The 14,076-nt window shown below is 66.7% G+C and carries 18 protein-coding genes and 1 tRNA gene; 5 read left to right on the top strand and 14 right to left on the bottom strand.

Annotated features, from left to right (window positions below):
- Positions 1–100: 100 nt before the first annotated feature.
- Complete coding sequence (locus C8K30_RS23700; RefSeq protein WP_108495361.1) at positions 101–868, top strand: M50 family metallopeptidase; 768 nt, start codon at positions 101–103, stop codon at positions 866–868.
- Positions 869–987: 119 nt separating this feature from the next.
- Here C8K30_RS23700 and C8K30_RS23695 read toward each other — a convergent pair whose 3' ends face one another.
- Positions 988–1,272: an iron-sulfur cluster biosynthesis family protein gene (locus tag C8K30_RS23695; protein ID WP_108495490.1), complete on the bottom strand. Its 285-nt coding sequence runs from the start codon at positions 1,270–1,272 to the stop codon at positions 988–990.
- Positions 1,273–1,494: 222 nt separating this feature from the next.
- Here C8K30_RS23695 and C8K30_RS23690 point away from each other — a divergent pair.
- Positions 1,495–1,567: transfer RNA gene (locus tag C8K30_RS23690), tRNA-Lys, on the top strand.
- 102 nt (positions 1,568–1,669) lie between these two features.
- On the opposite strand, the gene xerC is transcribed toward C8K30_RS23690, so the two are convergent.
- The 12 genes from xerC to C8K30_RS23635 are packed head-to-tail and all read right to left on the bottom strand — an operon-like array spanning position 1,670 to position 8,885.
- Positions 1,670–2,854, bottom strand: coding sequence for a tyrosine recombinase XerC (gene xerC, locus C8K30_RS23685; RefSeq protein ID WP_108495360.1), 1,185 nt, complete (start codon positions 2,852–2,854; stop codon positions 1,670–1,672).
- Complete coding sequence (locus C8K30_RS23680) at positions 2,851–3,048, bottom strand: AlpA family transcriptional regulator (protein ID WP_108495489.1); 198 nt, start codon at positions 3,046–3,048, stop codon at positions 2,851–2,853. The genes xerC and C8K30_RS23680 overlap by 4 nt, the downstream gene beginning before the upstream one ends.
- A gap of 8 nt (positions 3,049–3,056) precedes the next feature.
- Positions 3,057–4,634: a replication initiator gene (locus C8K30_RS23675; protein ID WP_108495359.1), complete on the bottom strand. Its 1,578-nt coding sequence runs from the start codon at positions 4,632–4,634 to the stop codon at positions 3,057–3,059.
- Positions 4,631–4,903, bottom strand: a complete 273-nt coding sequence (locus C8K30_RS30480; RefSeq protein ID WP_146197582.1) for a hypothetical protein — start codon at positions 4,901–4,903, stop codon at positions 4,631–4,633. Before C8K30_RS30480 ends, C8K30_RS23675 begins: the two co-directional genes overlap by 4 nt.
- Entirely contained in the window at positions 4,900–5,574 is a 675-nt protein-coding gene (locus C8K30_RS23670; protein WP_108495358.1) for a DUF2637 domain-containing protein, read from the bottom strand. Before C8K30_RS23670 ends, C8K30_RS30480 begins: the two co-directional genes overlap by 4 nt.
- Positions 5,575–5,576: 2 nt before the next feature.
- The gene (locus C8K30_RS23665) at positions 5,577–7,220 is read right to left on the bottom strand and encodes an FtsK/SpoIIIE domain-containing protein (protein WP_108495357.1); all 1,644 of its coding nucleotides are present in this window, start codon (positions 7,218–7,220) and stop codon (positions 5,577–5,579) included.
- Positions 7,220–7,462 carry a hypothetical protein gene (locus tag C8K30_RS23660; protein ID WP_108495356.1) on the bottom strand — a complete coding sequence of 81 codons (243 nt, stop codon included), beginning with the start codon at positions 7,460–7,462 and terminating at the stop codon, positions 7,220–7,222. Before C8K30_RS23660 ends, C8K30_RS23665 begins: the two co-directional genes overlap by 1 nt.
- Positions 7,462–7,680, bottom strand: coding sequence for a hypothetical protein (locus C8K30_RS23655; protein ID WP_146197581.1), 219 nt, complete (start codon positions 7,678–7,680; stop codon positions 7,462–7,464). Before C8K30_RS23655 ends, C8K30_RS23660 begins: the two co-directional genes overlap by 1 nt.
- Positions 7,680–7,925, bottom strand: a complete 246-nt coding sequence (locus C8K30_RS23650) for a hypothetical protein (protein ID WP_108495354.1) — start codon at positions 7,923–7,925, stop codon at positions 7,680–7,682. The genes C8K30_RS23655 and C8K30_RS23650 overlap by 1 nt, the downstream gene beginning before the upstream one ends.
- Complete coding sequence (locus C8K30_RS23645) at positions 7,925–8,131, bottom strand: hypothetical protein (protein WP_146197580.1); 207 nt, start codon at positions 8,129–8,131, stop codon at positions 7,925–7,927. Before C8K30_RS23645 ends, C8K30_RS23650 begins: the two co-directional genes overlap by 1 nt.
- A gap of 41 nt (positions 8,132–8,172) precedes the next feature.
- Positions 8,173–8,433: a hypothetical protein gene (locus C8K30_RS23640; protein ID WP_108495352.1), complete on the bottom strand. Its 261-nt coding sequence runs from the start codon at positions 8,431–8,433 to the stop codon at positions 8,173–8,175.
- Positions 8,433–8,885 carry a plasmid replication, integration and excision activator gene (locus C8K30_RS23635; RefSeq protein ID WP_108495351.1) on the bottom strand — a complete coding sequence of 151 codons (453 nt, stop codon included), beginning with the start codon at positions 8,883–8,885 and terminating at the stop codon, positions 8,433–8,435. The genes C8K30_RS23640 and C8K30_RS23635 overlap by 1 nt, the downstream gene beginning before the upstream one ends.
- A 124-nt stretch (positions 8,886–9,009) precedes the next feature.
- Between C8K30_RS23635 and C8K30_RS23630 the strand changes: the two genes are divergently transcribed.
- The 3 genes from C8K30_RS23630 (at position 9,010) to C8K30_RS30475 (ending at position 12,972) form a co-directional block, all read left to right on the top strand.
- The gene (locus tag C8K30_RS23630) at positions 9,010–9,828 is read left to right on the top strand and encodes a sigma-70 family RNA polymerase sigma factor (protein ID WP_108495350.1); all 819 of its coding nucleotides are present in this window, start codon (positions 9,010–9,012) and stop codon (positions 9,826–9,828) included.
- Positions 9,828–10,628 (top strand): protein phosphatase 2C domain-containing protein, encoded by an 801-nt coding sequence (locus tag C8K30_RS23625; RefSeq protein ID WP_108495349.1) that lies wholly within the window; start codon positions 9,828–9,830, stop codon positions 10,626–10,628. Before C8K30_RS23630 ends, C8K30_RS23625 begins: the two co-directional genes overlap by 1 nt.
- A 163-nt stretch (positions 10,629–10,791) precedes the next feature.
- Positions 10,792–12,972 carry a hypothetical protein gene (locus tag C8K30_RS30475; RefSeq protein WP_146197579.1) on the top strand — a complete coding sequence of 727 codons (2,181 nt, stop codon included), beginning with the start codon at positions 10,792–10,794 and terminating at the stop codon, positions 12,970–12,972.
- 246 nt (positions 12,973–13,218) lie between these two features.
- On the opposite strand, the gene C8K30_RS23615 is transcribed toward C8K30_RS30475, so the two are convergent.
- Positions 13,219–13,503, bottom strand: coding sequence for a hypothetical protein (locus tag C8K30_RS23615; RefSeq protein ID WP_108495347.1), 285 nt, complete (start codon positions 13,501–13,503; stop codon positions 13,219–13,221).
- Positions 13,504–14,076 lie beyond the last annotated feature (573 nt).

The raw sequence follows: 14,076 nt of genomic DNA, 5'->3' as shown, positions 1-14,076 counted from the left end.
GGGGCCACGACGTCGGGCGGCTGAAGCCGCCCACGGCTACCCATTGTGTCACGGCCTGATCGTCGATGGCTGCGGCGCACGTCACGTTCGGTGTGGTTCTATGTGGCGCATGATTCCCGCAGCGACCAGCTCCGCCGGACCGTTCGCCGCCATCGGCGACGTGCTCGGCACCATCTGGACCAACGCGGTCACCCCGGTGGACCCGCCGTCGAACCTGATGGTGCTCGGCATGTGCGCGATCGCCCTGGTGGTCGTGATCTTCCGCCCCCTGTGGCACATGACGCGGCATGTGATCACCATCGCCCACGAGGCGTCGCACGCCCTCGGCGCCCTGCTCACGGGCCGAAAGCTCGAGGGCATCCGGCTGCACTCCGACACCTCCGGCCTCACCGTCTCGCGCGGCAAGCCCCGCGGCCCGGGGATGGTCATCACGGCGTTCGCCGGCTACGTGGGGCCGGGCATCATCGGCCTGGGTGCCGCATGGCTGCTGCGGCAGGGATACGCCGTAGGGCTCCTGTGGTTGCTCGTGGTGCTGCTCGCCCTGCTGCTCCTGCAGATCCGCAACTGGTTCGGCCTGTGGTCGATCCTCGTCAGCGGCACGGCCCTCGTGTTCGTCACCTGGTTCCTGGCGCCCGAGGTGCAGAGCGCCGTCGCCTACGCCGTGACGTGGTTCCTGCTGCTCGGCGCGGTACGCCCGGTGTTCGAGCTGCAGATCCAGCGTTCCCGCGGCCACGCGCGGACGTCCGACGCCGACATGCTCTCCCGCCTGACCGGCGTCGCCGGCTTCTTCTGGGTCGCGCTGTTCCTGCTGGTCACCCTGGGCGCGCTGGCGCTGGGCGGCGCGTGGATCCTCGACGTGGCGCTCTAACAGCCGGCACCTCAGCGAGGTCGGTTGGGCCAGCAACGGCAAGCCCCCCGGGGTCCACCTGGCAGGTGGGTCCCGGGGGGCTTGTCGTCCGGTCGACGCCCAGTGCTGGGCGCCGGAGGTCACGCCGAAGGCGTGAGCACGAATCCCGGGCCCTCGGCGCGGGGGTCGGTGTCCAGGGTCAGCGCCTCCAGAGCGGGAGCAGCCTGCGCCTCGACGAACACGTTGGTGGCACCCGAAGCGTCGACGACCTGGTCGTCGGGCTGCGGCGCCGGAACCAGCGCGAGCTCGAAGTTCCCCGGCTGGCCGGAGGCCTGCGCGATGCGCAGCCCGCCCTCGACCGGTACCCCAGCCTGCTGGGCGAGGTCCTGGACGGCCGTACGAGCGTTGTCAGTCACGGTGAGCACGATGAGCTCCTCACATTGGTTCTCCGCGGTCCCGTCCACCGAACCAAGCCCGCACCCACACTGCAAGCGTGAGACGCATTTAACCCGATATCTCCCACTGGGTGGGACAGCGCGTGACAGCCACCGCCAGGAGACGTATGGTGCCCCGCTCGGAGGGCCCAACCACTATGCGAGACCTGACCGGTAGGCTTTCTACTCGCGCCGCCCGGTCCCCGGGCACGCGGGCCTCTAGCTCAACTGGCAGAGCAGCGGACTTTTAATCCGCGGGTTCCGGGTTCGATCCCCGGGGGGCCCACCCTGACAGCGCCACCACCAGGCAATTCGCACCCAACGAGGCGGTCAGCCCGCTCCCGAACCACCGCACGGGTGACAACACGGGTGACGACGTCTCCCCAGATCACGCAGCGTCCCCGTCCGTGTCGGCATTCCTGGTGGGGTCTTCTTCGTTGGTCGACGCGAACAGGCCATCGAGCGGGCTTGTCACCTGCCCCACGATCTTGCGACCCATGTACACGTCCTGCGTCATCGACGGGCGCGCGTGTCCGAGCTGGTCAGCAATGGCCCGCGCACTCAGCCCCTGGACATCGAGCAGAGTCGCCACCGTCCGCCGCGCCGTGTGCGACTTGACCCAAGCAAACTCCTCGCCGCGCGCCTTCCGCAGGTCCTTCCCCGTGTTCCCGACATCCCGAAGCCCACCCTTCGCATCGGTGAACACCAGGGCGTCCGGCGCCTGGCCGACGGCACGCCGGCGCAGGATCTCCACGCACCAGATCGGCAACTGAAGCGAACGCTCAGACGTCTCGGTCTTGACAGGACTGCGCACCAGCCCCCGCCCCTTGACCCGCGTGACCGTCCAATCGATCTGGACCACCTGCGCGTCGAGGTCAATCTCGGACCACCGCAACGCAAGCGCCTCACCGATCCGAACACCGGTCGCCAACAGGAAACGCATCAGGTCCGGAAGGTCACGGCGCCGGGCGAACTCACTGCCATCGAGCATGGCAAGGAATCGGGCAGCTTCATCGATACTCAGCGCACGTGGAGCATTTCGACGCCCCTGTTCGAGGCGCGCGACATCTCTCACCGGGTTGTAACGGAGCACATCGCGACGAACGAGCATCCCGCACGTTCCGTTCAGGATCGAACGGACCGCCTTTGCGGTCGCGAACCCCTTGCGACCGCGCAGGTCAGCGATGAACTGATCGACCCGGCCAGTCGTCAGATCCGAGATGCGCGTTCGTCCAATCGTCTTGTAGATCTCAACCCGCGCGTAGCGCTCGTACTGGTCGAGCGTCGTCGGCGCGCGTGAGCCATCGGCCACAAGCGTTCGATACGTCTTCAGCCACTCCCGGACCGCGACCTCCAGGAGAGTGCCCTTCTTGAAGGTCTCGCCGTCCGATGCAATGGCAGCATCGATGTTCCGTTTCGCCGTTCGCCGGGCCGCGTCCTTTGTCTTTCCGACGCCCGTGCCCTTACGCCGGCGCCCCGCGTTGTCGCGGTAGTACTGCACCGCACGCCAGCCAGCCGAAACAGCTTCGTAGTAGACCTCACCGCGCTCCCCCGGCTCCAGTCGCTGCTTCATGACGCCACCCCGACGGGAAGGGCCGCAACCCACGCACGCACGTCATCAGGTCGATAGCGCACGTACTTACCGATGCGGCGAGCATCCGGACCCTTACCGGTAGACCTCCAGGCGTAAAGCGTGCCGACGGGCACACCGAGGAACGCCGAGACGTCCTGCACCGTCCACAAGCGATCAGTGATTGGCGTTGCCATGTCCGTAGTCATTTCCCTGCCTTTCCTCCCTGTCGGTTCTGGTCGGCTTTCCACTTGGCGTATTCGCGTGCTCGAGCTGCGGCAGCCTCGGCGAGTTCTTTCTCGCCGTTGGTTGGCCAGCCGGTCCCGACGTAGGACCAGGAGCCGTCGACGACGAGGGTTGTTTCGTCGTCGTCGGCCAGGAGGCGGCGTTCCAGGTCGGTCACGTCGAGGGGTTCACCGGCTCGCTGGGCTTCGGCTTGGAGGCGGGCGAACCGTGCTCGTGCTTGCCGCAGCCGCCCGAGGGTCACGGAGTACTGGCGTGACTTGGTGGAGAAGTGGCCTCGGAAGCCGAGCATGTGCGCCCACTTGGCCAGGAGCCGGTACGGCGACTCAGCGCACGTCCCGCAGACGCATCCGTCTTCGTCCTCCTCCGGCTCATACCCGGGCCGGCGGCACGAGGTGGCGGCACGGTCAGCCAACCGGCGGCACTCACGGGTCATCCGGGCCAGGTGCGGCCGGGGTGATGCGGGGTCGACGTCGGTCGACTTCGTGGCGTACTTCGCGAGGTACCCCGCGACCTGTTCGGGCACGAGAGTGCCGGACGAACGAGCGTCGTCGGCAGCCGACCCCGGTAGGCCAGTGCGGACGGTCCGTGTGTCGAGCTGGGACCTGAAGGCCAGCACGCGCGGCACGTCTGCACCATCGACCGGAGGAACCTCGACCCGCACACCCCGTGCGGCCGACTCGATCAGCTCGGCAAGCGTCACGCCGTCGACGGGGGCGGGCGTGCCGGGTCCGTCGGGGCCGTCGAGGCGGACCAGGGCGTGGAAGTGGATCAGGCCGCGGGACTGGTATTCGCCGACCTTGGCGTACTGCACCGACGCCGCCCGCTTCAACTCGGAGTCGGTCAGGCCGAGGTAGCCCGCCAGGGCACGGCGGAGGGCGATCGTGAAGCGCCGCCAGAGCTCCGGGGCGTGCCACTGCCACACGACGGCTGAGGTCCAGTCGTAGCAGTCCCAGCACAGCGGAGCACCCACCACCGGGTCACTCTCCGAGTGGGTGGTCATGCAGGACTTGGACCGGCCGTGCTCGCAGGTTTTGTTCCGGTCGTAGGGGCGGCACATGCCCCCGGACTTGTGCCCGTTCTTGGACCGGATGCCGTGCACGTGGCCGAACGAGGGTGCGGTCAGCGTGGCGAACACGAGCGGGTTGTCTGCCACCGTCTCGGGCACGGTCTTGCCGCCGAGCAGGCCGGATCGGATCATCGCGAACGTGTCGCGGGCGTAGACGCGGGAGCAGGCCGGGCAGACGTCCTCACGCCGGTTGCCGCAGGGGCGGTAGAGCTGGCCCATGGGTGCGTCGTCGGAGGAGTACTGCCCGACGACCTCGCCAGTGGTGGTGTCGATCGTCATGGAGGACCCGGAGAGCTTGACCGGGTGCGAGCAGTACCCGACGGCGGCAGCAGTCTCGGAGAAGGCTTGGAGGGCGGAGCGCAGGGACCGGCCCCGGGCCGACTGGGTAGCGAACCCCAGGGCACCGGGACCGACCTCCAGCGGTGCATGCTCCCCGAACCCGGGGAACGTGCCCTGTGTTTCGGTGTTCATGCTGCCGTGCCGAGTTCGAGACCGGGCAGGGTGTCCTGCACCGTCACGGGATCACGCCACAGGGTGCGGTCCCGTCCGGCCCAGAACCCCGCCGTGGTCGACGTGGTGGCGACTTCGAGGGCGCAGGCGGCCAGAATCGGGCAGGAGGCGCACACCCGGGCCATCAGCGCCCGTGCCAGGGGCGAGGCGTCCTCAGCGATCCAGGGCAGGTCCTGGTTCTCCGGCCGGGCGCAAGAAGCGCGCAACGTTGCTCCCGGTGAGGCGATCATGCGTCGGCCCCCACCATGTTCAGACCGGGCAGGTCCAGGGCGTCCTGAGTGACCGGGCGGACCCGCCCCAGACGGGGACGGCGAGCAGCGGGAGCGGCACCGACCGGGGCACTTACCGGTTCGGCCGGCAAAGCCTCAGGGGCAGGCGTGGCGACGGGTAGCGCCGGTTCGATCACGACCGGAACGGGCTCGGGTGCGACTGCGACGGCGACTGGCTCAGTAGCCGGGACCGGCTCCGGTTCGACGGCGGGACCGTCTGCGACGACGAGTGACGCGAGGGCGTGTGTCGAGGTGAGGACCGACAGGGGTGCGAGGGCCACCAGGACGACGCCGACGAGGGTCTTGAGTTCGGGGTCGACGTCGTAGGCGTGGGCGGCGTTCGCGCCGATGGATACGACGGTGAAGCCGAACATCAGGGTCCAGGCCCACGCCGAGGACCGGCCACGAGCCCGCAGCACCAGGGCGACGAGGCCGTAGACGAGCACGCTCGCGTCGATGACGACGGGGACGAGGAACGCCAGTGACTCGGGGACCCGGCCCCACAGGGCGGCGTCCCGCAGTGACGCGAATGACAGGGCGAACGAGGCCAGTGCGACGGCCACGGTCAGCACGACGGTGAACGTCAGCACCGGGCGAGAGTCAGCGGCGATCCGGACGACGGTGCGGTTCATGGTCAGACCTCCTCAGTGGCCGGAGCGGCCGGGCGGGGCGCGCGGGGCTTGCGCGGTGCGCGGGGCTTGCGCTGGCGTGGTGTGGGGTTGTCGCTGGTCTTGCCGGGCCCGTTCTCGTTGGGCACGTCGGCGGCGACGGTGTGCAGGCGTCGACCGGCAGTGGCCCAGGCCGTCACGGCGTCCGCGTCCGATACGGAGACCGAGCCCGAGGGGGCTCGAGCCGGGCGGGGCGCGGCGAACCGGAGGGCGACGTCGCGGATCAGATCGTCGGGCCAGTAGTCGAACCGCATCAGCTCCGGGGAGCCGTCCTCCCGCACGAGGTACGCGGTGCCCGGGTCGGTCTCCAGGATCGTGTGCGCCGGCGCAAGAGCCATCGCCGGGCCAAGGACCATGTCCGTTTCGATGTCGGAGTCCAGGCGTAGCGCGATCTTCTGCGGGTAGAGGTTGCGTTGCCCGACGGCTTCCTGCCGGGGGTTTTGCACACAGGACAGGACGACGACGCCGAGGGCGCGGCCTTGGGTCAGGAGCTTGGACATGAGCCGGTCTGCCTCGCGCCGGGTCTCGAAGTCGGAGTAGGCCATCAGGTCGGCGAGCTCGTCGATGACCAGGACGTGCAGCGGGTCACCGGGGCGAGGCTCGTGCAGGCGGGAGACGCCGCGCATGGTCTCCTTGCGGCGGTTCATGATGGCCACCAGTTCGTTCAGGACCCGCAGGGAGTCGGTGGATTCGTAGGCGATGCGGGTGAACAGGGTCCGGCCCATCTCCAGCTCGATGCCGCCCTTGAGGTCCAGGCCGGACAGCTCGATAGCGCCGGTGTGGACGGCGGGGGCGAGGTTGCCGACCACCGACCACAACGCCGAGCCCTTGCCCGCGCCGGTGGCACCGACGACGAGGGTGTGCCGTCCCCGGACAACGAGTTGGGCGACCTGTCCGGAGCGGGTCCGGCCGACGGCCAGGCAGTCGGGTGTCGCGGCCTCCAGGCGCGGCAGCCGGGCAACAGCCCCGGCGATGCGTGCCGTGGTGAACAGGCCCAGGTCGAGCACCCCGGGGCGGACGGTCGTGGTGGAGAACCCGTGGGCCTTGTAGGTCGTGGTGATCGCGGGGGCGGCACGGTGCAGGGTGTCCAGGGTCTGTCCGGCCATGGTGTGGATCCGCAGGACGATCGCACCGGTCTCGTAGCGGATCTTGGACAGCTTCGGGACCAAGACCTCACCGCCGACCTGACGCTCACCGATCCCGCAGGCGGCAGCGACGGCGGGCCAGGAGGCGACCATCTTGCGGCCGTGCATGCGGACCAGGTACCCGTACGGCGTGATCGCGGCCCACAGGCCATGCACCAGGCCCGGGGACAGGAACACCAGGGCCAGCAGTACCGGGCCGGTGATCCGGTCGCCGGGGAGGTCGGCGAGGGTGAGGATGCCCCACCACCCGAACGAGACCGCCCCGACGACCAGGACGAACACGGCGTGCTTGGCCATCCACATGGTCAGGCCACGGGTGAACATCCAGTCCCGGTACGCGATCCAGGCCAGGATTCGCCAGGTGCGGCCGGACCACCCGGGACGACCCACCGTGGCGGCCCGCAGGCGTGCCCGGGCGGCCTTGACTCGCTCGTCCAGCGCCAAGCGCAGGCGGTCGGTATCCATCAGTACTCTCCGTCCTGCTCGGCGCGCTGGTAGGCGGCGCGGAAGTCGATCTGGAGCTGGTGGGCTCGCTGGGCGAGCTTGTAGGCGCGTTCGCCGAGGTCGATGTCCAGTTCTCCGACCTGTGACGCGGCGACGCGCATTGCCTCGGCGGCCAAGTCCATGTGCTGGTATCCGGACTCGAAGTGGTAGACGTCCTCGGGCTCCAGGACCTGGCGCTTGTCTCGCTTGAACAGCTCAAACATCAGCTCTCTCCTTCGGGTACGAACAGCGGGACGCCTAACCGGCGCTCCACCTCGGTCTTGACCTCATCGAGCACGTCCGCGCACTTGTCCAGCCGGGCCACGGTCTCTTCGGTACCCGGGGCTTCGGGTGCTCGGGTAAGCGCCCACGCCAGCTCGTCCAGCGCCTGACCTAGCGACCACTGGACTGCCTGCATGGCTTCCCGCTCTGCCTGGTTCATCACTCGCCCTCGCTCTCAGCGAGCCAGCGACGGGCCACGTCCTCCCGGGCAGCCCGGACCCGGGCCAGGACCGCGTGCATCTCCTCCAGCGCCGGGTCATGGGCGTTGGTGACCTGGCTCAGGTCCTCCAGCGGCCAGCACGCCACCCTGAGCTCATTGGCCGCATCACCGAGCCCTTTCTTCGCCGCCTCCAACGCCGCGATCGCGCGCCGGTTGACCTGCCGTGTCGTCTCATCCAGTGCCATCAGCGCTCTCCGTTCTGTTCAGCGGCCAGCCGGGCCCGCAGCTCGAAAGCGGCGTCTGCCGCGTTGACCCATGCGTGATTGACCCGGTCGGCCAGGTCGTCATGCAGCCGCGTCTCCGCCTGCACCACGTCCATCGCCATCGCTGCCTTGCGCAGCCCTTCACGGCCCGTCTCAGCGGTCTGCGCCGCTGCCTCCAGCGCTGCCACGACACGACGGTTGACCCGCCGGGTAGTACGCGTGCGTGCCATCAGCTCTTCTCCGTTCCATCCGTGCGCCCGACCCACCGGCCGGACTCGTCGTAGAACTCAGGGCGTTCCGCCCGGTGCGCGACCGAGGCCGCGAGACTGATATCGGTGTGCAGGGACTCGGCCCGCCCGTGCAGGTCCCGAGCCGAGTCCGCGCCACCCAGCACCCCGGCGTGGTCGAGCAACCGAGCGGCACCAGCCAGGCCACGGACGGCCTCAGACAGGTAGTCCGCAGCGGCCGCCAGCGACGACGCCCGGGACATCAGGCCGCGGCCTTACCGGCGTCCGGGCGGGCCGGGGTGGCCACATCCGCCTTGCCCGGGGCGCAGATGTCCTCGGCCTTGTACGACCACGCCAGACGCGGCCGGTTGCCGTTGTCGTCCACGTACGGCAGAGCCGTCAGCCCCACGAACTCCACCAGGCGCAGCGTGATCGGCGTGCCCGGGATCGAGACCGCGACCGGAGGCACCGGCTGGACCCGGGACGGGATCTTGACCGACACACCCGCGTCGCTCTTGTTCCCCTCGTCATCCAGGTCAGCCACCACCACCTGCCACAGCGGCAGACCCGTCTCCTTGTCGAGCTGCTGAGGACGCGACCCGTCCTCACGCTTCGGAGCATCGAAGTCCCCCACCGGCTGGACCTCACCCTTCATCACCGCACCCGCCGGGAACACGTCCCCGTGAGCCACCGCAAACCGTCGCTGCATCGCCATGCTCTTCTCCTCCTGTTGAGGGGTCTAAACACCCGACCCGCTTCAGAACCCGTCGAGTTGAGGGGTCTAAACACGAAGGTAGGCCCCGCAGGGCGATCCGTCAAGGGGTCTAAACTCGGGAACCATGGACACCGACGAGTTCGAGCAGATCAGGGCGGAGAAAGACCCACTCCGCCAGGCGCAACGCGCCACCGAACTCATCGACGTCTACAAGAACCGGAGCGCCGAGCTCGCCCGCCTTCGCAGGGCCGCGATCGATCGCGCGTACACAGAGGGCCGCTCGTACACGGATATCGCGAAGGCGAGCGGAGTGACCAAGGGCCGGATCACGCAGATCCGGAAGAGCGCCCCACCGGTCGCCCGGGCGTTCTTTGGCGTCGGCCCGGTCACCGTGGCTATTCCCCGACGCGCACTGGATGAACGACCACTCGGCGTCATCGCCAGCGAGGACCAGGCGGCAGCGGATGCGATGGCGGAACTGCTCGTACTCCTCGGGCATCAGCCACGCTCCTACGAGATCCCACCCGGCGGCGAGTGGGAGCCGCCCGCCGACGCCGTGGCAATCTGCGGCCCCAAGTCATCCCACGTCACAGCCGAGGCGATCGAGGCCGACCCCTACCTGTCATTCGAGCCTGACAGCGAGGGCCGATGGGTCATCACAGATCGGCAGACCGGGGAGGTGTTCGTCTCACCATGGGACGTCGGTGACAAGACGAAGGACATCGCCTACGTGGCGCGCCTCGTCCGTAACAACCGTCAGGTGCTCGTCGTTGCGGGCGTACACGCGCTCGGATCGATCGGGGCGGTGGAGTACCTCCGACGCAACCTCGATGACTTGTTCGACACCGTGCGCGAAGAGCCGTTCTCGCTCGTCGTCGAGAGCACATTCGACGACCTCACCGTGACAGAGACCGATGCGCTGTGGGGACCAAAGGTGCACTGATGAAGACACTCGCTGCGACTCTTGGCGGCGCATCACGAAACCAGGACCGCTACGTCGTGGGCGACAACTTCGCCGCCGTTCTGGACGGCGCGACTTCCGTCGCGGGGGACCGCTCGCACGATCCAGGCTGGTTCGCGCAGCAGCTCGCCGACTCCCTCGCCCGGACCATCCCCGAGGGGGGTCCGCTCGCCGACCACGTTGAACGAGCCATCCGGACCGTTCGCGACACCCACGCTCTGCAGCCCGACTCCGCGCCGACAAGCACCATCGCGATCGCGCGGTGGAGCCGCGACGCCCTGGAAACGTACGTCCTGGGCGACAGCCCCGCCGTCGTCCTACATCCCGATGGCACCGCGAGCGTCCACGAGGACGACCGCCTCGCCGCCGTCGCCACAGCAAAACGCACCACCTACAGGTCACAGCTCGCCGCCGGGCACGGATACGGCCAAGCGCACCGCGAAACACTCCTCGACCTACAGGCCGAACAAGCCGAGCGGCGCAACCGGCCAGGCGGCTACTGGATCGCGGGTACAGACCCCGACGCCGCGCAGCACGGGATCACCGACATCACGGCATTGAGCGACGTAGCTGCTGTCATCCTCGCTAGCGACGGCGTCGCGCTAGAACGGCACCCGAACGCAACGACCTGGGCTGAACTCCTCGCCGAAGTGCAGCAGCACGGGCCTGACAACGTCCTCCGCAGCATCCACGGCGCAGAGGATGCCGACCCCGACGGGTCGCGCTGGCCTCGCTCGAAGCCCCACGACGACAAGACCATCGTGATCGCGATCCCGTCGTAGCAATCTTCCCCTTCCGCCTGAGCGTCTACGCCACACGACAGCCAGGCCTCTCCATATTGATGCACTCGCATATATTTCAGTCGCAATCGCGACGAGGGTGATCTTCCGACAGAGGCCTCGTGAGTGAGTGCGCAGCTAAGGCGTACACCGCTAGCATCTCTTCATGGTGAATCCCAGACTCGAACTAGCACTCGAAAAGTTGGGTCCAGGCGAGTGGCGCTACTTTGAGAAATTCGCATCAGAGTTCCTCGCCTCGGACTTTCCGGCGATACGCACAACGGCATCCCCTAGCGGTGACGGGGGGAGAGATGCGGAAGTATTTCGCCTTAACGAGCTTCCGAAGACTGTTTTCCAGTACTCCGTTACGGCCAACTGGAAAGAAAAGATCAAGGACACGATCGAGAGGATCGGGACGACCTGGCCCGGTGCCAATCGCTTGATCTATTGCACGAGCCGAGAAATTGGAGCGCAGATTGACCAACTTCGCGAGGATATATGGGACAAGCACGGCATTCAGGTGGACCTGAGGGATCGAAACTGGTTCATTGAACGCGAAGCCGACTCGGCGGTCCGACGTACCGCAAGTGAAGAACTTGCGCAGATGATTGTCGAACCGTTTCTCAAGAAGCGGAACATCATTGACCAGATCGTAACTCCGATCACGCAAGACGAGAGCAAGGTTGCTCTACTGCAGCTCGCGCTCAATGACAGTGATAGAAAATCCGACCAGTCACTCACAAAGACATGTTTCGACGCACTCGTGCAGGCGGCTTTGATTGAAACATCAGCAGAATCGGCGCGCACAAAAGACCAGGTGTGTGCGGCGGTCGAGCGGATGCTTGCAACCTCGAAGCCTCAGCAGGTTAGAGCCCTCACTGCGAGTGCGCTTTCGCGCCTCTCGAAGAAGCGAGGGCCGATAAAGCATATTCGCGGGAGCGACAGTTACCACGTTAGCTACGAAAGTTCTACCCAATGGCGGGCAGGTGCAGCTGAGTTCCTGCTCGAACAGGAGGAGCTTGAGCGCGACCTCTCAGCAGCTCTCTTCGGGATTAATGACGAGCTCGACGATTCACCCACAGCGCTGGCTGAGGAGGCCGAACGGCTCCGTGGTGGGCTAGAGCGCCTTTTGCTTGAGAGCGGGGAGTCGTTTGCTAACTCGATTGCCCAGGGATCGTTGGCCGATATTGCAATGCGCGACGTCTCGGAGAACCTGGCTTCCTACGAGCTAGATTTCCGGGTGAGAACTGAACAGGCCGCAACTGCGATCGTGACGGTCTTGTCGATGCCGTCGGATCGGACGCGTAACTATCTCAGACGGATTATGGACGCCTACACGCTCATGGCGTTCCTTCAGCAGACTCCTGATGTGCAGAAGGTGCTGTCCAAGGTCTTTGATGGCGGCGAGATATGGCTCGACACCTCAGCGGTCTTGCCTCTTATCGCTGAGACTGCTTTTGATGAGGAGGAAGAGAGGCCGTTTACGGCTCTTTTCGTTGCCGCCCGTGAGTCAGGCCTGAAGCTGTACGTGACGCTTGGTGTCATCGAAGAGATAAGCCACCATCTCTCCAACTGTCTGCTCTGCGTGAAGCTGGGCGCAGAGTGGCGCGACCGCATCCCGTACGTACTCTCGGCATACATGTCGTCGGGCCGCGCCGAAGAGGAACTTTCCGAATGGGTGGCGGAGTTCCGGGGCAACCATCGCCCGGAGCTTGATATCACTGAGGCGCTCAAGGGGCGCTTTGGAATCGAGCGGCGAGACCTGTCCGAGTATTCCGACGTCGCGGAAATCGCGCTCAGGGGAGCTGTGCAAGAACTTTGGATAGATTCGCACTCTAAGCGTCGGCAGGGATCGACGATGAACATCGGTACTGTGGATAAGCTGGCGGAGCATGATGTGGAGAATGTGGTTGGCGTCATCGAGTATCGCAAGCGCGCCCAGGCATCCCCATTAGGTTACACAGCCTGGCTCCTCACCCTAGATCGAACTGCCTTCAAACTGCAGACGTGGTTGAAGGACAAGTTGGGTGATGAAGCTCCGCATTCGCCCGCAATCAGCCCAGACTATTTTTCGCAGATGCTGCGCTTCGGACCGCTTCGTCGTAGGCCAGAAACTCAAGATATCTCGCCCCTCCCGGTCACTATCGAGATTAGGAGATTCGAGAACGTCCCGCATGAACTGATGAAGATCGCGAGCGAGACCCGGCAGAAGTACGCCGGATATAGCGAGCTGAGAATCCGGCGCGAGGTCCGGGACGCCCTCGATCACGCGCGGATCGCGACGGCGGCGTCGCAGGACAGGTTGAGTGCCGCAGTGGACGATCAGCTCATGGACGGTGAACCCTAGCTCGGATCGCGAATCTCGTTGTGAGGACTTTCTTTACTGGCTCAAGGCGCGGCTGCGCCGCGCTGGGCCGTCCGGCCGGCGGGGGCCCGCGATGGGGCCCCGCGCTCCGGGCGCTGCGCGCCCTGCGCGCACCCCACCGCACCCCGACGGCCTACCGGCCCCAGACATGACGAAGACGGTCCCGGTTTCAGTACCAGGACCGTCCTGTTCGTCGTGAGGCCGAGTCAGGCTCGAGGAGGCAGCTCGTCACCGCTCACGAGCTGGCCGCCGCCGGACGTCACTCTTGTGGACCCATACGCCATTGGACCGAATGCGATGATCGAGCACCTCGACCAAGACCAGGTCACCCGACCAGGCGTAGGCCGTCGTGTCCAGGAACTCGACGCCGTCACGCTCCCAGACCAACCGCGCGGCGACCGCGATCTGACAGTCACGCTGCGAGCGACGCGGCGGGATCTCATACGCGTTCGTGATCCGCTGCCAGATGTCCCGGTAGGCGTCCCACGCGTCCCGTCGATCGGTGTAGTGCACGATTCGATCATACGTTCGCATGCATCGCTGTGAATCTGGCCCGTAGATCGCGGACGGTCACGGCGGACGGCATCCGTAACCAGAACGGTCCCGAACCCGCCTAACAACCGCCCGCCCGACGACGACAGGGTTGCGCCGAGCTGTGGCGCGGTAGTTCTCACGAGACAGGCAACGACCGGCTCTCGGAGGTTCTTATCGACGTCGGACCGCATCAAGGGCGCTACGCGTCGCGCGCGATGGGCTCCGCCCACCCTTGACCCGATCCGACGTCGACAAGACGCAGCAGGGAGCCGGGCGATGCCCACCCACGGCCGCGATAGGAAGGGTGACGTCGCGGGTGACGAGTAACCACAAACGTCCATGACGAACCGCAGCGCATCCCGAGCGGTCACGGGCCAAAAGTGCTCACGCCCCGCCTTTGACAGGACTCCGCGGGTTCCGGGTTCGATCCCCGGGGGGCCCACCACAGCAACGCCCTGATCACCCATCCGTCTCCGCTCGTCTCCTGGCGGGGCGGACCACCGCCCGTAGATGTGCGACGAAGTGTGCGATGCACGCGCGAAAGCACTGGTC

The sequence above is a fragment of the Promicromonospora sp. AC04 genome (assembly GCF_003058225.1).
In the GTDB taxonomy this organism is placed as follows: Bacteria; Actinomycetota; Actinomycetes; order Actinomycetales; family Cellulomonadaceae; genus Promicromonospora.
The sequence above is the reverse complement of the archived record's forward strand: the minus strand, read 5'-3'. Positions and strand labels throughout refer to the sequence as shown.